The organism is Bacteroidia bacterium, assembly GCA_037045145.1.
Lineage (GTDB): Bacteria > Bacteroidota > Bacteroidia > AKYH767-A > OLB10 > OLB10.
Genome location: JBAOIA010000011.1, coordinates 252,904 through 273,097, shown reverse-complemented (window position 1 = coordinate 273,097; position 20,194 = coordinate 252,904). Strand labels below are relative to the sequence as shown.

19 protein-coding genes are annotated in these 20,194 nt (G+C 36.9%); 14 read left to right on the top strand and 5 right to left on the bottom strand.

Features of this window, described 5'->3' with window-relative positions; all coding sequences use genetic code 11:
- Positions 1 to 527: 527 nt before the first annotated feature.
- The 12 genes from V9G42_02125 (at position 528) to V9G42_02070 (ending at position 11,669) form a co-directional block, all read left to right on the top strand.
- A complete protein-coding gene (locus tag V9G42_02125) occupies positions 528 to 1,853 on the top strand; it encodes an RHS repeat-associated core domain-containing protein (protein MEI2758212.1) in 1,326 nt (441 codons plus the stop codon).
- Between the two features lie 83 nt (positions 1,854 to 1,936).
- Positions 1,937 to 2,761, top strand: a complete 825-nt coding sequence (locus tag V9G42_02120) for a hypothetical protein (protein MEI2758211.1) — start codon at positions 1,937 to 1,939, stop codon at positions 2,759 to 2,761.
- A gap of 16 nt (positions 2,762 to 2,777) precedes the next feature.
- On the top strand, positions 2,778 to 4,331 hold the full coding sequence (locus V9G42_02115; protein ID MEI2758210.1) for a polymorphic toxin type 23 domain-containing protein: 1,554 nt from the start codon (positions 2,778 to 2,780) through the stop codon (positions 4,329 to 4,331).
- Positions 4,331 to 5,080 (top strand): hypothetical protein, encoded by a 750-nt coding sequence (locus V9G42_02110; protein ID MEI2758209.1) that lies wholly within the window; start codon positions 4,331 to 4,333, stop codon positions 5,078 to 5,080. Before V9G42_02115 ends, V9G42_02110 begins: the two co-directional genes overlap by 1 nt.
- Positions 5,064 to 5,282, top strand: a complete 219-nt coding sequence (locus V9G42_02105; protein MEI2758208.1) for a hypothetical protein — start codon at positions 5,064 to 5,066, stop codon at positions 5,280 to 5,282. Before V9G42_02110 ends, V9G42_02105 begins: the two co-directional genes overlap by 17 nt.
- Positions 5,283 to 5,416: 134 nt before the next feature.
- Positions 5,417 to 5,896, top strand: a complete 480-nt coding sequence (locus tag V9G42_02100) for a hypothetical protein (protein ID MEI2758207.1) — start codon at positions 5,417 to 5,419, stop codon at positions 5,894 to 5,896.
- Positions 5,880 to 6,473: a polymorphic toxin type 23 domain-containing protein gene (locus V9G42_02095; protein ID MEI2758206.1), complete on the top strand. Its 594-nt coding sequence runs from the start codon at positions 5,880 to 5,882 to the stop codon at positions 6,471 to 6,473. The genes V9G42_02100 and V9G42_02095 overlap by 17 nt, the downstream gene beginning before the upstream one ends.
- Positions 6,474 to 6,488: 15 nt before the next feature.
- Positions 6,489 to 7,130, top strand: a complete 642-nt coding sequence (locus V9G42_02090; GenBank protein ID MEI2758205.1) for a hypothetical protein — start codon at positions 6,489 to 6,491, stop codon at positions 7,128 to 7,130.
- Positions 7,114 to 7,707, top strand: a complete 594-nt coding sequence (locus V9G42_02085) for a polymorphic toxin type 23 domain-containing protein (protein ID MEI2758204.1) — start codon at positions 7,114 to 7,116, stop codon at positions 7,705 to 7,707. Before V9G42_02090 ends, V9G42_02085 begins: the two co-directional genes overlap by 17 nt.
- 10 nt (positions 7,708 to 7,717) lie before the next feature.
- Positions 7,718 to 8,377, top strand: coding sequence for a hypothetical protein (locus V9G42_02080; protein MEI2758203.1), 660 nt, complete (start codon positions 7,718 to 7,720; stop codon positions 8,375 to 8,377).
- A gap of 19 nt (positions 8,378 to 8,396) precedes the next feature.
- Positions 8,397 to 9,758, top strand: coding sequence for a T9SS type A sorting domain-containing protein (locus V9G42_02075; GenBank protein MEI2758202.1), 1,362 nt, complete (start codon positions 8,397 to 8,399; stop codon positions 9,756 to 9,758).
- A gap of 363 nt (positions 9,759 to 10,121) precedes the next feature.
- On the top strand, positions 10,122 to 11,669 hold the full coding sequence (locus tag V9G42_02070) for an IS1182 family transposase (protein MEI2758201.1): 1,548 nt from the start codon (positions 10,122 to 10,124) through the stop codon (positions 11,667 to 11,669).
- A 186-nt stretch (positions 11,670 to 11,855) separates the two neighbouring features.
- Here the strand turns inward: V9G42_02070 and V9G42_02065 are convergent, their stop codons facing one another.
- The 4 genes from V9G42_02065 to V9G42_02050 all read right to left on the bottom strand — a co-directional run bounded on the left by V9G42_02065 (position 11,856) and on the right by V9G42_02050 (position 15,975).
- Positions 11,856 to 13,904: a S9 family peptidase gene (locus V9G42_02065; protein MEI2758200.1), complete on the bottom strand. Its 2,049-nt coding sequence runs from the start codon at positions 13,902 to 13,904 to the stop codon at positions 11,856 to 11,858.
- Positions 13,905 to 13,956: 52 nt separating this feature from the next.
- Entirely contained in the window at positions 13,957 to 14,715 is a 759-nt protein-coding gene (kdsB, locus tag V9G42_02060) for a 3-deoxy-manno-octulosonate cytidylyltransferase (GenBank protein ID MEI2758199.1), read from the bottom strand.
- Positions 14,712 to 15,146 carry a hypothetical protein gene (locus V9G42_02055; GenBank protein MEI2758198.1) on the bottom strand — a complete coding sequence of 145 codons (435 nt, stop codon included), beginning with the start codon at positions 15,144 to 15,146 and terminating at the stop codon, positions 14,712 to 14,714. The genes kdsB and V9G42_02055 overlap by 4 nt, the downstream gene beginning before the upstream one ends.
- A gap of 442 nt (positions 15,147 to 15,588) precedes the next feature.
- Positions 15,589 to 15,975: a hypothetical protein gene (locus V9G42_02050; protein ID MEI2758197.1), complete on the bottom strand. Its 387-nt coding sequence runs from the start codon at positions 15,973 to 15,975 to the stop codon at positions 15,589 to 15,591.
- Between the two features lie 87 nt (positions 15,976 to 16,062).
- Between V9G42_02050 and V9G42_02045 the strand changes: the two genes are divergently transcribed.
- A complete protein-coding gene (locus V9G42_02045) occupies positions 16,063 to 18,114 on the top strand; it encodes a gliding motility-associated C-terminal domain-containing protein (protein ID MEI2758196.1) in 2,052 nt (683 codons plus the stop codon).
- A gap of 9 nt (positions 18,115 to 18,123) precedes the next feature.
- On the opposite strand, the gene V9G42_02040 is transcribed toward V9G42_02045, so the two are convergent.
- Positions 18,124 to 18,555, bottom strand: a complete 432-nt coding sequence (locus tag V9G42_02040) for a DUF4258 domain-containing protein (protein ID MEI2758195.1) — start codon at positions 18,553 to 18,555, stop codon at positions 18,124 to 18,126.
- 71 nt (positions 18,556 to 18,626) lie between these two features.
- On the opposite strand from V9G42_02040, the gene V9G42_02035 reads away from it, so the two are divergent.
- Positions 18,627 to 20,183, top strand: a complete 1,557-nt coding sequence (locus V9G42_02035) for an aldehyde dehydrogenase family protein (protein MEI2758194.1) — start codon at positions 18,627 to 18,629, stop codon at positions 20,181 to 20,183.
- Positions 20,184 to 20,194 lie beyond the last annotated feature (11 nt).

Genomic DNA, 20,194 nt, shown 5'->3' with positions numbered 1-20,194 from the left:
TAATTTATAAATGTGTTAAGCTAACGACAAAGGAAAACTTACAACATTTAGTTCCTGAGTCATCAACAAATGTGCTTTTGTTCGGTATAACAAATTATTTTGGAGTAACGCTAACTCTCACTAAGGTGATACAATTCTTTCCAATAAATAAGATATTATTTTTACTTCTCTTTTCAATTTTTCCTATTATATTATATTTCATCAACAAAAGTTTATTTCTTTATAATAGTAATTATAAAAAAATAGAAGAGTATTATGACAAAACCAATAGGCTTAAGAAAGTACATTTTATATTGATTACTATTGCATATATGACATTTTCAATAATCCTTATGATATTGGCAGGAATTACATATGCAGCATTGAATTAATTATACAGTTGGTTTTGGAATCCCCCCTCATCCTCGTCTGACGGGTAGCATAGTGTGCGAGAGACGAGGATGTAATTAACGCTTGCCATAGAATACAAAAAACAATACATGAAAAAATTTTTTACTTTTGAGAGTATAATCATATAAACAAAGTGTATGTCGGGCGACTATGAGGAATTTAGAGATGCAAGCAATAATGTAATGCGAAGATTGCATTACATTAACTCACCTTATGGGTTGGTGGCAGTGGTGGAAAAAACACCATCATCGCAGTATAACACACGCTATATAACTACAGATTACCTTGGCAGCATAGTATGTATAACAGACGATGCAGGCAACGTACTGCAGCAGGTGAGTTTTGATGCATGGGGCAGGCGCAGAAACCCACAAACATGGGCATTGTATCAGGCAAATGCTCCGCTTACACCAACTCCATCGGCACTGTATTTCGACAGAGGCTACACCGGACATGAGCATTTAGAAAAGTTTGATTTGATAAACATGAACGGCCGCATGTACGACCCCACCCTCTGCCGCATGTTAAGTGTTGACAATTACAACAACAATGTGTCGAGTACCATTGGCATGAACAGGTATGCGTATGTTGGGAACAATCCTTTAAAATATTATGAAGAAGATGGGCATATATGGCATATTGTAATAGGTGCTGTTGTGGGGGGAGTTGTAAATTGGGCTGTACATGGCGCTCAATTTAATGCAAAAGGGCTTGGTTTTTTTGGTGTTGGTGCAGCAGCAGGCGCATTAGCAGCCGGTGTGGGAGGAGGAATAGCATCTGTAGTTGGTGGAGCGGGATTTGGAGCAGGTTTTGTGGGCACTTCAACGGCTGCAGGTACAGGCTTTGCTTCGGGGTTTGTGACCGGTACGGGGGCGGGCTTTGCAGGAGGCTTTGTAACTGGATTTGGCAACTCAATTATAGAAAACAAAAATATAGGACAAATGCTTCAAGCAGGTCTTCACGATGGAACAATAGGAGCCGTTGTAGGAGGGGTTCTTGGTGGAGTTACAGGAGGAATAGATGCTGTTATTCATGACAGAAATTTTTGGACTGGTGCAGAAAAACAAAATGTGATTGTTAAAATTAATCGAATTGGTGATGCATCGTTGAATGCTTTAAATGATAACAAGGTAGGTTATAGTGAGGTGAATGGTTCATACGACACTCAAGTAGTGGAAGGAGAATATATTAAAATTAACACTAATTCGGATGGTAATTTTGTTGCAACCATTAAAGCTTCATCAAATGTTGATAGATTAACAGGAGTCGAAGTTCCATCTAATAACTCCCTAATAGGAAATACCATAATAAAACAAGAACTTCATGGTACTACCTACCGATTTGAATCTTTAGAAAGAATTAGTAGTGTTAAAATTTATGGTTATCGTTATTTAAGCAATCCAGTATCTTCTTTCCGAGATTTATTTTATTCCAGAACTATAATTCCATTTATTCAATGGTAACTATTAGAATATTTTTTGCACATTGTTTTATCTTTTTGATAGGCTACACGCCATATTGTTATTCTCAAAAAGAAAACTCGTTTATGCAACTCCAAGAGGTCGTCATTAAACGTAAACCTGTATTGTATGTAACACACGATTCTATATATACGCTAACATACAATGTTGATGATTTTGGCAATTTTAAATTTAATATAGGTATGGTGAATATTATTGATAACAATAGTGAAATCTTTAGCTCAAATAAAAAAAATAGAGGAATGCATTATGTGTTAAAAACTATTGATATTGAATGTACAGATACTCTTATAACTTTTAATCCTCTACATTCAGTAAACTCCACTGATGTTAAAACATTAGTAAATAATGGTGTTGTGAATAATTATATTGAAGTAATAGATGATGCAAGGTTTTCGTATATATATAAAAAGTTAAGGGTAGAGAAGATTGTTGAAGAGCAAACCCCTTCGTTAAGAATATTAATTCCCACGAATTTAAAGCAATCTTGTTTAAAAAATAGAACTGACATTAAACCGAGCATAACGTATGAGCTGACTTGTGAAAGAATATATTTTTTGTATGAAATAAAATTTCATGAAAAGTCAGCTACTTTTTATAAAACAATTGGATTGTCAAATGATGGAGAAGGTATTAAAATGATAAAAAAAGATTCTGTAATACTAAAAGATAGAGATTTAAATAATCTAAAGAAGATTATAACAACATCGCTTACTTCTGATGTTGATTGTAGAAGACCAGGAGAGCCATCCTTGCTTGAATATTGGGATAAATCTAATTATACGCAATTTATTATTACTGATGAGTGTTTACGCACAAAAAAAACTTATAAAAAAAGCACTAATGCTTATTTTTATGTAGAAAGTTTGGGAATTAAATATTTTAGATAATAGGGGTAATGTGGTAATGTTCCAAAAAATCGCCTACACCGCTTTTAACAAAGCAAGTCAGATAACCGAAGGAGACTATGAGTACAACATAGCCTATGCAGCTGATGACGAGCGTTTTAAAACCGAACTGATAAATACGCAAACCAACACCACCGAACAGATTAAATACTATGCAGGCGACTATGAGGAATTTAGAGATGCAAGCAATAATGTAATGCGAAGATTGCATTACATTCATTCACCTTACGGGTTGGTGGCAGTGGTGGAAAAAACACCGGCAACGCAGTATAACACACGCTATATAACTACAGATTACCTTGGCAGCATAGATTGTATAACAGACGATGCAGGTAACGTACTGCAGCAGGTGAGCTTTGATGCCTGGGGCAGGCGCAGAGACCCACAAACATGGGCACTGTATCAGGCAAATGCTCCGCTTACACCAACTCCATCGGCACTGTATTTCGACAGAGGTTACACCGGACATGAGCATTTAGAAAAATTTGATTTGATAAACATGAACGGCCGCATGTACGACCCCACCCTCTGCCGCATGTTAAGTGTTGACAATTACAACAACAATGTGTCGAGTACCATTGGTATGAACCGGTATGCGTATGCGCTCAATAATCCGTTGAAATATACGGATCCGAGTGGGCATTTTCTAAAAGCAGCCTCCTGGCTTTTTTTCTTTTCTTGTACAGCAATGTCAAGCGGTGGCGACTGGAAATTTTCTAGTGATGTTGCCAATACCGTAACCAATGGAATGAGCCAGTTGGGTCAATTTACAATATACAAAAACAATTATTTTAAGATAACAGCAGGATTAGATGTATATTCAATCGGTGTTTCAGTTAATGCAAGCTACAACCAGGGCGATTGGCAAGCCGCAGCAAGTGTTGGGGTTGGCATTCAGCGCGATATCAGTGCAGGAGTTAATGTTGGTTATCGTTCGGGCAACTGGATGTTTGGTGTTTCTGGAGGTTACTCTTATAATAGCAAAGGCAATGAATGGCAATATGGCTTTGGGGCAACTTATAACCAAAGCAACAGCAGCTATACCTTAGGCTTTACACACTATGGTGGTGATGATGCTCAAACCAACTGGTATGCTTCATACCAAAATGGTGATTTTTCTTTTAGCATGACCAATGATGCGTTTTTAAATATTGTAAATGGTAATAGTAGTGATAAGTACAGAACAGCAGGGTTTGAACTGGGATATGGAAATTTAAGTATTGGTGTAAGTATTTATACGAATAATCCTGTTTCAGAAAGCAGAGAAAATTGGCCATCTCCAATTTATGGAGAGAATGCTTCAGGAAAAGGTGCATATGCAGATGGTAGAAGGATATATAGTGCTGCATATTTTGGTGTTAGCGATGGAAATACAGTTAGTCGTATAGGTATTGACTCCCCTTGGATTCAGGATGCCATTCAAAATGGATTACATCAATCCAAATTTGCTAGAATATTATGGGGAGGCTCACCTTATTTTCCTACTGATTACTCTACCCCTGCAAGTTTTTATTTGTTTAATCGTTTTTATTCTCCTTATTCACTTTATTGATGAAAAAAATAATCTTAATAATTACGTATTATTCAAGTTTTATAATTTGTTTATTAACAATTGGTTGTTATACAACACATAAAAAATTTACTAATTTTTCTTTTCCAAAGGAAGACTTAAATACCTTTAATATTAAAACAACTGGTATCTATTATTTAAATGGTGAACCAGTTGAAAGGTGTGTTCCATTCGTATATTTATTTCTATACACTAATGGATTGACTTATATTCGTAGTTCTGGGGGACATAATCGTTATTTGGTGGAAACTGAATTTGGGTATGATAAAAATAGACCATGGTTAATTAGAAGCATTGAGCCTTATATGCATATTTATGACTCGATTTTCTGGAGTGACCCTTATCAAAATGTAAATAATATTTTTAATAACAATGTAAATAAAAACAATAAAGGAATTAAAGAATGGTGGGGGGCTTATAAAATTAATGGAAACAAGATAAAAATACAATATTTTACAAGGACGGATCAGGAAAGTATTATCTTTAAAAGATATATGATTGAATTGAACGGATATTTTGAGAATGATTCAACGTTACTAATTACAGATAGAAATTGTGGACGGTGGTTTCACTGCTATCAATGCGAATACAATAAAAAACAAAATCCACAAAGTTATTTACCGAAAGTAAAATATAAATTTTTTCCAATAAATATCAAACCCGACAGCAGCCAGGCATGGTTCTTAAAAAAGCATTGGTATAACAAAGGATTGCATGAAAGCAGGAAGTAGAGTATATGCAGGATTATATTTTGGAATAAACTCAGGGATGACGGTTAGCAGAATTGGAGTAGATGCGTCATGGGTACAAGATTTTTTCCAAAATGGTATTCATAAATACATTTCAGGAAGTCCGTATTTTGATACAAGAAATGGACCACCTACTAATTGGTATTTACGTTATGGTATTTATTCTACCTTTTCACTTTATTAGCTCTATTTGTTATGAAAAATTTTTCATTTGTATTATTAGCTGTATTTGTCCTGCTTTTATCATCTTGTTTAAATTGTATTAAACCCTATAAGATCTATAAGGAGCCTGTTGCCGATATAAAAAATAGATTTATTATGAATGGGGTTTATTTATCTACAGACAAGAAATTAAAAACAGCCTATTATTTTTTTGAGAATGGATTAGTTAAAGATATCATGCTGTTCGAAAAAACTCCTCAGGATTCTATCTTAATGGATCCTTATATGATCCATGCACCTTTTAATCCAAATTATTTATTGAGTAAATACGATTTTAATAATAAGGAATTATGGGGTAATTATAAAGTAACAAGTGACTCAACAATGATATTTCAACAATTTGGTAAATGTAATGATTGCTTTTGTGGAAGAATGGTTTTGGAAACTAAAACTAAAATTTTAAATGATTCAACATTGATAATCTATCCAACTTATGCTTATGATTTAAAGACTTTTTTCGATCAGGATACAATTCTTTGTTATTATCATCCTACCGATTTCAAACCCGACAGCAGTCAGGCATGGTTTTTAAAAAAGCACTGGTATAAAAAAGGACTTCATGAAAGCAGGAAGTAGCAAAGGCAATGAATGGCAATATGGCTTTGGGGCAACTTATAACCAAAGCAACAGCAGCTATACCTTGGGCTTTACACACTATGGTGGTGATGATGCTCAAACCAACTGGTATGCTTCATACCACAATGGTGATTTTTCTTTTAGTATGACCAATGATGCGTTTTTAAATATTGTAAATGGTAATAGTAGTGATAAGTACAGAACAGCAGGGTTTGAACTGGGATATGGAAATTTAAGACTTGGAGTGAGTTTATATACTAATAATCCTTATGTTGATGGTAAATCCGAAACGAACAATAATTGGACTTCTCATATTTATGGAGATAATCCTAATGGGACTTATACATATGGGCAAAGAATTTATAGTTCCCTTTATTTTGGAGTAAATGGTGCAGGTACTGTTAGTCGTATAGGCATAGATTCCCCTTGGATTCAGGATACCATTCAAAATGGGTTACATCAGTCTCGTTTTGCAAGAATATTATGGGGAGGCTCACCGTATTTTCAGATAGATTATACCACTCCTACCGGCTTTTATAGGTTTAATAAGTTTAACTCTCCTTATTCATTATATTAATCTTAATCTAATATTATGATATATGAAAAACGGATAATTTTGGTAATACTGATTGTAACTATTATTAATTTACCAGCTTGCATAAGTAAGCATAAACGTTTTAACTATTTCAAGGAAGTTCCTTTTTCGAAGAATAAATTCCGTATTCGTTATGATGGTATTTATTTCATAAAAAGTAGTAATGAATCTTACCCAACAGGATATATTTGTTTTTATTTAGATGGCAGTACTTATGTGCCACCACATGGTGTAGAAAACATGGCTAATTTGTTTTGGTCGAATCCTAAAGATTACGCAGAATCATTAGAAAAATATTGGAATAAGTTTCCTAATAAAGAGTGGTGGGGAAGTTATAAAATTATAAATGATTCAATTTATATACAATATTTTTATAAATTTAATCAGACTACTGTTAAAAGAGATTTGGTTGAATTACGAGGGGTAATTACCAATGATTCCACGATAATGTTAGTGGAAAAACAGTGTGGATGGTGCCAGTCCATGTCCCCTACGATATACAATGAAAATGCTGTTAAAAAATTCACTCCTCCTGTTGAATACAAATTTTACCCAACTGATTTCAAACCGGATAGCAGCAAAGCATGGTTTTTAAAAAAGAGGTGGTATAAAAAAGGACTGCATGAAAGCAGGAAGTAGCAAAGGCAATGAATGGCAATATGGCTTTGGGGCAACTTATAACCAAAGCAACAGCAGCTATACCTTGGGCTTTACACACTATGGTGGTTATGATGCTCAGACCAACTGGTATGCTTCATACCACAATGGTGATTTTTCTTTTAGTATGACCAATGATGCGTTTTTACCATCATCGTGGGGCGGTGGTGATAAATACAGAACTGCAGCTGCTGAAATTGGCTACGGAGAATTGTCTGTGGGGATGAATGTTTATACAAACAATCCTGATAAAAGTAAAATAGACCAAACTTGGGAAAGTAGAATATATAAAAAAAATAGAGGGGGAAATGGGTCTTATGCTGATGGGAAAAGAATTTATAGTTCCCTTTATTTCGGAGTAAATGGTGCAGGCACTGTTAGTCGTATAGGTATTGATTCCCCTTGGATACAGGATGCTTTTCAAAACGGTATTCATCAGTCATGGTGGGCTAATTTAATTCCTGGATGGCATGGATCTCCATATATTATAACTGATTATAATACACCATCTAAGTTATATTTGTATTATAGAACGTATAATCCCTTTGGTTTATTTTAAATAAAATAATATGATGAAATTTCAAATTGTTTTATATGTATTGATATTTTTGATGCTGTCAAGTTGTTATAACGTACATAAATATTTTTACATTTATAAAACGCCATTGACCATTAAACAGCAAAAACAGGATATAAAAACGAATGGCATCTATTTAATAAGCGAAAGTAACAACGACCATTCGCCTATTTTTATGTTTCTTTATAATAACGGACAGGTATTAATCTCAAATTATACACACATTGAAAATTATGAGCTAGTTTGGAGTGAAGAATCTTCCGTTTTTCAGGAATTAAAAGAAGATTACAACATAAAAAGTATAGTAAGAGATAAATGGGGAATTTATCGCCTAATCAACGATAGTTTGATTATTCAATATTTCTATAATAACGGTACACATCAAACTGGATTAATGAATAGAAATACAATTGATTTGTATGGAAGGATTGGGAGTGCAAATAATTTGATTATTTCAGAAGAAAAATGCACTTGGTGGAATAAGTTATATAATTCAAGCAGGTATAATGTTAATGATTCTATTCTTATTTATAAAACACCTGCATTCTACAAATTTTACCCAACCGATTTCAAACCGGATAGCAGTCAAGCATGGTTTTTAAAAAAGAGGTGGTATAAAAAAGGATTGCATGAGAGCAGGAAAATAAAATAAAGCATTAAATTAATGTAATATGAAACAAAACATTACAATTTTTTTTATATTCATTGCACTCTGTTCAAATGCGCAAAAGGAATATAACAATTGGTTGTTTGGCGAATACTGTTATTTGTCATTTAACATCGGTAGTCCGGTTTTTATGCCGGGATGTGCAATAAGCTCACTTACCCAGGAAGGATGTTCTTCAATAAGTGATAGTGCCGGAACACTACTTTTTTATGCCGATGGCGAACATGTTTTTAACAGAATACATCATGCCATGCCCAATGGTGTTGGATTAAACAGTAGTGCTTCTGCCACACAAGCTGCGCTGATTGTAAAAAAACCACTAAGCACAACAGAATATTATGTTTTTACAACAGAAAGAGGTTTAGATTCATCAAATGGTTTGTGGTATTCTGTTGTTGACATTACACTTGATGGTGGCTTGGGTGATGTTACAGTTAAAAATTTTCTATTGGATACTGCAATGTCAGAAAAACAAAGTGCAATCCGCCATTCAAATGGTCAGGATTACTGGCTAATAGCACATAAAAAACTTGAAAATAAGTTTTTAAGTTTCAGGGTTACGCCATCAGGAGTCGTTCTAACACCTGTTGTAAGTACTACAGGTGTAACACCCAATGGCAATATGGGTTGTGGCACAATGAAATCAAATGTAGCCGGTAACAAGTTGAGCGTAGTATATTATGATGATTGTGTTCAAACCTATTCTTTTGATAACTCAACAGGAATTGTTTCGTTTGATCCTGCAAACGATATTTTATATTATAGTTCATGGTTGTATTCAAGCGCCTTTTCCCCATCCGGGCAATATCTTTATGTTTCATATTATCATCCCGGTATTCTTTATCAGTTTGATATGACACAGAATACTTTACCTCCGGTTGTAGTTGGCCAGACACCAATGTATATGTGCGATTTAGCTTTAGCTCCTGATAACAAAATTTATGTTGTTGAATTATGGAGCACCTATTTAGGTGCAATCAATTATCCCGATGCTCAGGGGCCGATGTGTGGCTATGATACCAATGCTGTTTCTTTAGATAGTAATTATATTTCTGTCGGGTTGCCTAACTTCCCAAACGATTTGAATTTTTTGACTTCAACCAAGGAAGTAGAAAAAGATAACTTACACGTATCTCCAAATCCTGTAACCAATACTTTAAGAATTAATTTTCCTGAAGCCGAAGGAGAAGTGTTGCTGACAGTAACAGATATTTATGGAAAGCTAAACGAACAAGTTAAATTTAAAAGGCTTAATTATCAACTTGACTGGAGTCAAAAATCAGAAGGATTGTACTTTTTAAAATTGCAAAGTGGTAATAAAATTCGTGTAATAAAGGTACTCAAACAAAACTCATATCATGAATGATGCAACTATACAACTGTCATGATACAAATTGAAAATGCAGAACGTTTCTAATTACCTCCAATTACATCAGTTGCGAGAGCAACCTAACCGGAGTAAGGTGAGTTAACCCCCACTCATCCTCGTCTGACGGGTAGCGTTGTGTGCAACATTAACTTTGGTGTGTAAGAAGAAAGTGGTTACGAAAGAATTTAAAATTTAGAAATCATTGGTTCAGTAGATTTGAAATTTTATCAGAATAAAAAAGAGGCTGTCTCAAAAGTAGGCAGCCTCTTTTGATTTTTTAGAAAATCAAAGGTTATTAACAAAAAAAGAATAGTTATCCAAAAGGGAAAGAAGGAAAGGTGATGCAACTAAATTTGTTGCATGAGCAAAACCAATATAGTATTCAAACCATATCAGTTTAATCCGCAAATGTTGTTGCCACCGAGTTTTGATGAACTCATTGATAAGAATCATCCGGTGCGTGTAGTACAACAAATCATCAGCGAAATTAAAATAGATGGGCTGATTGATCAGTATAAAGGAGGTGGTACAAGTTCATATCATCCACGTATGCTATTAAGCGCCATTGTGTTCGCTTATTTAAGCAATACGTACAGCAGTCGTAAAATAGAAGCGGCCCTGAAAGAGAACATCCATTACATGTGGCTAACGGGTATGAGTACACCGGATCATAATACGATTAACCGTTTTCGCAGTTCGAAATTAAAAAATGAGATTAAAGAAATATTTGCCCAGGTGGTAACCCTGTTGGTAAAGGAAGAACTGGTTAGTATAGAAGAAGTTTATACCGATGGCACCAAGATAGAAGCCAATGCCAACAAATACACCTTTGTGTGGGGCAAAGCCATCAAAACGCAAAAGGAAAAAATAGCAAAACAGTTAGAAGCGTTGTGGAACTACAGCCAGCAAGTTGCCGTAGAAGAATTAAAAGATACCGAACCGATTGATTTTAAGAACATCGATGCAGCAAAAGTAAAAGCTGTGGCAGCGCAGATTGATGAGGCATTGAAAAACAAACAGGTTGAAAAAAAAACTCTTGACCAAATCAAAAAAGCAAAAACCGATTTTGTAAAGCGCATGGAAAAGTATGAGCAACAAGAGGCCATACTGGGTAATCGAAACAGTTACAGCAAAACCGATCCGGATGCAACTTTTATGCGTATGAAGGAAGACCACATGCGTAACGGACAACTTAAAGCCGGATATAATTTACAAGCCAGTTCATGTCCCGGTAAAAAAATATTTTGTGTGAACTACAGCTTGCATCAAAAACCAACCGACACCACTACTCTCATTCCGCACATCAATCAATATCAACAACTTTACGGTAGTTATCCAAAGAGCATCACAGCAGATGCCGGATACGGGTCGCACGAAAACTATCAGTTCCTGCAAAACAACAGCATTGAGGGCTATGTTAAATACAACACCTTTGATAAAGAACAAAAGCGCAAAGCCACCTATAAGAAAGGATTTAAGAGTGATGAACTTTATTACAATAAGGAGCAAGATTGCTACTACTGCCCAATGGGTCAACGCATGCAATACATCAGTACTTCAACACGCACAACCGAAAATGGATATACACAACAGGTAAAAAAATACCAGACGCAAAACTGCAACGGATGCCCGTTAAGAAGCGTATGTCATCAATCAAAAAACAACAGAACAATCGAAGTCAATCAGCAACTGATCCAACTGAAAAATAAAGCCAATGAAAATTTGAAAAGTGAACAAGGCATCGCCCATCGAAAAAAAAGATGCTACACCATAGAGCCTGTGTTTGCTTGCCTCAAGCAAAACAAAAATTTTAAACGGTTCATGCTGCGATCTATTCCTAAAGTAGAGATAGAGGCCGGATTGTGCCTGATCGGATTTAATCTCAAACAAAAAGCACTCTTGAACTGAAAAAAATCAAAAAAAGGATGTCATAATCATTAAAAACATCTCCTAATGCACCATAACGTCCTTCAGGAATAAAAATAAAACTTGATTTCTTTTTAATCATCTGCCTCTATAAAGCAGTATATAAAAAAAGGCTGCCTCAATTTATTGTTTTGAGACAGCCTCTTATTTGATATGCCTTGAATCAAATTATTGTTTAAGGTATTTATCGAGCCAGCCAAAAAACACACGCTGCCACATCACACTGTTTTGTGGTTTGTTAACCCAATGTCCTTCGTCCGGAAAATAAAGAAAACGGGCAGGGATATTTTGTAGTCTTGCCGCGGTATAGGCTTCCATACCTTGACCTAAAGGCACTCTAAAATCTTTTTCGTTATGAATGACAAGAATTGGAGTATCCCAGTTCTGCACAAAGTCAACAGGAGAAAACTGTGTGTATGATTTTGGCTTAGGTGTCTGCCAGAAGGAGCCTCCCAGATCAAAGTCTGGAAACCACAGCTCTTCTGTAGTGCCATACATACTTTCCAGATTATAGACACCACAATGTGAAATAAAAGCTTTAAAACGTTTCTGATGATGTCCTGCAAGCCAATAAACACTGTAGCCTCCAAAGCTGGCACCAACAGCACCTAAACGGTCTTTGTTTACAAAAGGTTCTTTGCTTACTTCGTCAATGGCAGACAGGTAGTCGCGCATACACTGCCCACCCCAGTCACCGGAAATTTCGCGGTTCCATGCCGTGCCAAAAGAAGGTAAACCCCTGCGGTTGGGTGCTACTACAATGTAGCCATTGGCAGCCATGAGCTGAAAATTCCAACGGTAGCTGAAAAACTGCGATACGGTACTTTGCGGTCCACCCTGACAGTAAAGCAGTGTTGGATATTTTTTGGAGGCATCAAAATCAGGAGGGTAAATTACCCAAGTGAGAATTTCTTTGCCATCCGTTGCTTTAATCATTCGCTTTTCAACTTTTCCCATACGGGTGTCTTTCAAAACATTTTTATTGGTGAAAGTCAACTGTGTTGATTTGCCTGTTTTCAAATCTACACGAAACAGTTCCGTAGGTGATGATATAGACATCATTGAAGCTACTAAAAAAGGCTCGGTTTTATTGGCAGAAAGTGAAAAGCCTGTGTAGTCGCCAATGTCGGTGGTTAGCTGCCGAAGGGGTGGGTAGCTGCGCAGTCGTCCGTCATAAACCCATAACTGATCGGTAGCATTGATGCCACTGATGAAATAAATTTTAAATCCGTCAGGTGCCCACTTTGCAGCATCAACAGTATAATCAAAACCGGCTGTTGCCTCAGTAGTTTTTTGAGATACAAAATCATAAATCATAATCCTGTTTCTGTCGGCTTCGTAGGTGGGTGTCTGCATGCTTAACCACATCAATCTGTTGTTGTCAGGCGAAAATGCTGGCGACATATCATAACCCTCGTTCGATGCAGAAATGTTTTCAGTTTTTCCGGAAGCTACATCATAAAGATAGATATCAGAGTTGGTACTTGTTGCATAATCTTTGCCCGCAAGTTTTTTACAGGTATAGGCAAGCTTTTTCCCGTCATTGCTCCAGGCTATTTGTTCGCCACCGCCATTAGGTTTCATTGGTGTGTCAAAACGTTCTCCTTTTTGTATGTCTGTGGCAGTACCTACAACATCATTTTTAAAATCGGCAACAAACACATGCGAGTAGGAGCCATCTTCCCATTCTGTCCAGTGACGGTACATAAGGTCGTCATAAATTTTTCCGGTGGCTTTGGGCAGGTCAGGAAAAATGTCCTGTGTAGTTTTATCAACCTTAACTTCCATTACCATCCATATTCTATTGCCTGCAGGGGCTATGCCAAAACATGCAATATCATCTTTCGAGTTCGAAATTTGTTTTGCATCAGATCCATCAACATTCATACTCCACAAATTGTTGACACCGCCTTTGTCATTCAGGAAATAGATTTTTTTACTGTCAGCGCTCCATGCAGGTGAGGTTTCATTGTCTGCCGTGCCTGCAATCAATTTGGGTTCACCACCTGAAGCAGCTATGGTGTACATGTCGGTGTTGCCTTTGTTGTCGGCAAGATTAAAATTTCTGACAGTATAAACTACGGTTTTTCCATCCGGAGATAATGCCTGCTCTCCAACACGTCCCAGCTTCCAAAGAAGTTCCGGAGTTAATTTACTTTGCCCCATCACTGTGGTGGCTGCAAGCAGGCTTCCTGCCAGCAAGATGATTTTATTCATTGTATCTGTGATTAAAATTTTCAGTGTACTAAAGTATGATATTATAAAAATATCAGACGTTGTTTTTGTTTAGAAATTGCACTGCTCTTTTCAGGTCATCAGATGTATCAACGGCAATGGTTTCTGTTGAAGTAACTATTGCTCTGATGGTATAACCGTTTTGAAGCCACCGCAGTTGTTCTAATTGTTCGGCCTCTTCGAGTGGTGCCACCGGAAGTTGCGCAATTTTTTTAATTACCTCTGTTCTGTAGGCATACATGCCAAGATGCTTGTAAGCATTTTGTTGTAGTTTTTTTTCGTCAAATCCTTTTCTGAAATAAGGTAAAGGCTGTCTGCTGAAGTATAAAGCATTGCCATTAATGGCTAATACAGCTTTCACCACATCGGCACTGTGGTATTCGTCCGCTCCTGAAACCGGTTTCACCATAGTGGCAATATCTGTTGTTGGGTCATTAAAAGCGTTGATAATTTGATCTATCTGTTCGGGATGTATAAAAGGCTCATCACCCTGTATGTTGACAACAACATCAAATCTTTGTTGAATACGTTGTATCACTTCGGCAATGCGGTCAGTGCCCGAAACATGATCTGCCCGTGTCATCATCACTTCGGCATTAAAAGTTTTGGCGTGTGTCTCAATGTCATCATGATCTGTAGCAATGATAATTTTTTTTACATGGCTTTTCTTTACTTGCTCATAAACACGTTGCAGCATAGTTTTTCCCTGTATCAAGGCTAGTGGTTTACCCGGAAAACGAGTAGAGGCATATCGGGCAGGTATTACTGCCAGCGCATTTATACGCTCACTCATGGCTGATGATTTTGAGAAGACAAATAGGCTAAACAGTAAGCAAAAAACTGTAACTGTGGCTGCTGGTTTTCCGAATCGTCAAGAAGGCTTGCATTAAACCTTTGCCATAAATCCGCTGATGCATCATCTGTAGGTATGCAATAGTATTGCGGAGCATTACGCAGTTTAGTATAAATCATTATCACAGCACAGGGGGTGTTTTCTCCTTTACGGAAAACGCCTTTAAATTCTACCTGACGATTTTCTTCAACTACCGGTTTGAAATCTTTTAAAGAATATCCTTCTTTTACAGGAAGCTTGTTGTTGAGCTGAATTTTGTATCCAACGGAGCCATATAGAAATTCGGCCTCTGTGGTAGGATTTATTTTCTGAGCCAATGCAATGTGACCTGTCAAGAGGAGCACAGTAAAAATTAAAACTGTTTTTTTCATTCGCTCAAAAGTAAAACATCATCGGCAATATTTACTCAGGTATATAAAAAACGAAAGGGAACTCCGTTGAGTTCCCTGTTCGTAACCTAAAACTAACCCTATGAAAAAAATATTTTGTGTTTCTCGTTTCTAAATTACAGTGCTAAAGTACAACATTAATATTAAAAAACAATGAATTCAGTAGAAATTTCATGTTTTGAAAAGATTTTGGATAATTTTTAATCTTTCAAAAGAACCAAACTCATTACTATTAGGAACATCCATACAATAAAAAAGTTTTATGATAGGGTAAAATTATTTTAATGTCAGGCATAAGTTATTATAAATCAAGTGTTCGGTTTTGTGCATGAGGCTGCTGTTGGTATAGAATTTTTAAGTAACATAGCATTTAACTAATAGTCTGCGGCATTTTATTGACTTGTAAGAGAACAGAGAAAAAAGTTTAATTATCGTCATCAAAATGAAAATGATGCATAAAACGGTGAATGACCGGTGCCAGAAAAACAGCAATAGCCGTTAAAAACGCTACCCCGCTATAAAGGGCATAAATAGTTGCAAAGATTTTTGCAGAGTCGTTGGTTAATGGGTGTAGTGGTCCCATTCCGGTAAGAATCATAGATGCCTCCAGCATGGAATCTATCCATGATAATCCTTCAAGATAGTGATATCCTGCCATTCCGGCAAGGAGAGAAAGTAACAGTATGCTACACGACCATAGAAAGTTTTTAAACAGCCGGAGACTGAATTTTTTAAAAGGGAGTATGGGTTGCGAATAGTTTTCGTACATGTTTGTTGTTTGAATAGATGGAGTAAAAGTAGCTATTTTCAATAGTGCAGAAGATTAATTTATAGTGTAAGATTTTTCGGGATATGTATTCAACATAGCGAACAGAAATTCGTATCATACTAAATACGGATGAGACATTTTTTACTTCACCTTATTGGTTTTTTCTGGATTTGCAGCAGTCATGCACAAACTAATTTATCGGGTATGCCCGAGCAAGATTGTTTTGGTGCTATTCCTATTTGTCAGACAACCTATTCTACTACGGCATCATATACGGGGTCAGGAAATATTCCCAATGAGATCAACAACGCATATTCGTGTCTTTCTTCAGGCGAAAAAAATGATGTTTGGTATTTGTTCAGAACACATTCTGCCGGAACAATCAGTTTCAGCATTACACCGGTTAACGTGGCTGATGATTATGATTGGGCAGTATTTAACATCACACAAAAGTCATGCAGCAATATTTACAACGATTCTTCAATGGAAGTCAGCTGTAATTATGATGCCAATATTGGATGTAATGGTGTCACGGGTGCCAATGGAAATTTTGGTCCTTGTGGTCAGACAGAAAGTGTCATCTCTGTTCTTGCAAATGAATCATACCTTATCAACATAAGTAACTATTCCTCCTCACAAAGTGGCTATACCATTGACTTTTCTGCATCCACGGCATTAATTTTTGATGTTACACCGCCACATGCATCCAACGACACCATAGCTTGTACACAAACATCTTTAAAAGTAAAGTTTAATGAACCTGTTCTTTGCAGTACACTAACATCAAGTGGTAGTGATATGATTCTTGCTGATGATAATGGTAACTTACAAATACCTGTAAGTATAACTTTTGTAGGCTGTGATTCTGCACATCCTTACATAACAGAAGCAGAGTTATTTTTTGCTCAGCCATTTGCCGGAAGCAACAACTTTTATTTGCTTGCCGCCAATGGCAGCGATGGCAATACTATTTCCGACTTATGTGGCAACTTTGTGAGTGTTAGTGATACAATTGCAAAATTTTACAGCTACAACAATATGACTGTTGATTTAGGCAGCGATTTGTGGACATGCAGCTATGATACGTTACCTGTTTTATATTCTGCTTCAACACCCGTTGCAAATTACAATTGGTATTTCAACAATACGCTGCTAAATCAACATTTTTCTTATTTGCAACCTGCTGACACCGGACAGTATATTTTACAGGCATACTTAGGGTCATTTTGTCAAGCAACAGACACCATTTATATAATCCGTAAACAGGCAGTATCTGTAAGTCTGGGTACTGATATTAATATTTGTAAAGAGTCTTCTTTCCCTGAAATAAATTGTACTACCAACAGTTCACACGTAATGTGGTATTTAAACAACATTCCTTATGCATCCGATACCAATATCTTTACTCCGGCCGACACCGGAAGTGTTGTGGTGCAGGCATGGTCAGAAGGATATTGTATGGCATTTGATACTTTACATGTTAGTTTTTACAATGTGCCTTTATCTCTATTGTCAGATACTGTTGCACGATGTGTAAACAGTCAGATAGAATTGTTGAGTGGTATCAATGATAACGGCACTTTTCTCTGGATATTTGATGGTGATACACTTCAGAATAATCAATCGTGGTTAGATGTTACTAAAGAAGGTTTTTGCAAAATGTTTTTTACAACAACTGATGGTTGTATGGTTGCGGATTCAACTCATGTCGTCAATAAACCTGAACCGGAAGCACCACAATTAAACTGCCCTATACTTACAGCAAATGGAAATAAATTTACATGGCAGCCTTACCAAGGTGCGGTAAGATATTATATCAGTACAAATGGAGAAAACTACAACAGCTTGCCACAGGACATTACCTCTTTTATCGCAGCATTGGGAGTAAATGCCGTTTCTCTTTATGTTTATGACGGTAGCTGCAATTCAAAAGTTGCTGTATCTGAAAATTGCAATCCTAAGATTTCAACATTATGGGATAAGGATGATGGCTTTGTAGTTACCGGTCTCAGTAATCCCATAAGTTTAACTGTTTATGATGTACAGGGTCGTGAAGTCTATACTACAAAAGACTATCGCAACAATTGGTCAGGGCAAGGTCTTGAAAACGGTATTTATTTATATACCCTCAAATCGGCAAAAGCGGTTTATTTCTATGGAAAATTTTTAATGGTGCGATAAGGTGAACATCTATTTGCAATCACACTCATGCTCTTTGCCAATGTCAATCGTTGTTACCACACGTGTATTTGTTTTGCAGGCTGCAAAAACAATGCGCACTTTTTGTCCGTCATTTGTATTTCCTTCAATGGCATAGGTGGGGCATGGCTTGTCATTAAGATTACTTTTTTTGTAGTTAATGGTTCCGCTTCTTAAGATTTCAGAAACCTCTGCTTCGCTGATTTGGCGACATTGCATGCGACACTTTGCATGTGATGTGTATTCTAAAGGCTGATAGCGCCACTCGCTTCTTTTATTGCGGCCATCATCTTTCCATTGAGGTGCAGCAACTTCAGTATTTTCATTCGTTGAACGGCAACTTTTAATGCCTTTTATTGTTAGTAATGCAAGTGCCAATAAAATAATTATTGCAATTGATGCTTTAGATGTTGTTTTTACCATAGACAAGGCGTTGAAATGCTTAATTTTGCAGGCTAAAATTACATTACATCAGCAAATAAAAATAAACAAATATGAAAGACACAGTAGTTGAGAAAGATTATGGCATTGCACAAGTGCTGAAACAGTTGGGAATAGCACAAATAAATAAAGGTGCTGCCACAGGCAGTAAATGGATTACCACAAAAGGTAAAACCATAGACTCTTATTCACCTGTTGACGGGCAAAAAATAGGCAGTGTGGATGCCGCTACTGCAGATGATTATGCTACAGTGATGAAAACTGCTGAAGAAGCTTTTAAGGTATGGCGTTTAATGCCGGCACCCAAGCGTGGCGAAATTGTACGTCAGATGGGTGATGAACTACGTAAATATAAGGAGCCTTTGGGAAAATTAGTTTCTTTTGAAATGGGCAAGAGTCTTCAGGAAGGACTGGGTGAAGTGCAGGAAATGATTGATATATGTGACTTTGCTGTTGGCTTATCGCGTCAGCTTTATGGTCTCACTATGCACAGTGAGCGACCTATGCACCGCATGTATGAGCAGTGGCATCCACTGGGTGTTGTAGGCATTATTTCTGCATTTAATTTTCCTGTCGCTGTTTGGAGTTGGAACTCCATGCTGGCATGGGTGTGTGGCGATGTTTGTATCTGGAAGCCAAGTTCCAAAGTTCCTATGTGTGCCATTGCATGTCAAAATATTGTTGCAGAAGTTTTGAAAAGAAACAATATTCCGGAGGGTGTAAGCTGTCTGGTAATTGGTAATGAATCGGGTGACTTAATCAATAATGACAAACGCATTCCTTTAGTTTCTTTTACCGGTTCTACCCGCATTGGCCGACATGTTTCCAAATCGGTTGCCGAACGCTTTGGACGTACCATTCTTGAATTAGGTGGCAACAATGCAATAATAGTTTCTGAACAGGCCGATTTAAATATGGTTCTTATCGGTTCAGTATTTGGTGCTGTGGGCACTGCCGGTCAGCGTTGCACCTCAACACGCAGATTGATTATACATGAAAGCGTTTACAATAAAACCCTTGATGTGATTAAAAACGCCTACGCTCAATTAAAAATCGGCAACCCCTTAGACGCAAGCAATCATGTAGGCCCATTGATTGATAAAGGTGCTGTACAGGATTACCTTAATGCCATTGAAAAAGCCAAAGCAGAAGGTGGAAAAATTATTGTTGAAGGTGGTGTTCTTTCCGGTGATGGCTATGAATCGGGATGTTATGTAAAACCATGTGTAATTGAAGCGCAAAACAATTTTAAAATTGTACAGGAAGAAACATTTGCGCCAATATTATATGTGATGAAGTATAATACTATTGAAGAAGCAATTGCCATGCAGAATAATGTTCCGCAGGGATTGTCGTCATCCATATTTACATCAAACATGCGCGAAATGGAATTGTTCTTGTCAGCAGCAGGATCGGATTGCGGAATAGCCAATGTCAATATCGGAACATCAGGTGCAGAAATTGGCGGAGCCTTTGGTGGCGAAAAAGAAACCGGTGGTGGAAGAGAGTCTGGTTCTGATGCATGGAAAGCCTATATGCGCAGACAGACCAACACCATCAACTTTGGTACCAGCCTGCCTTTGGCACAAGGTATCCGTTTTGATGTGTAAACAAGCCTGAA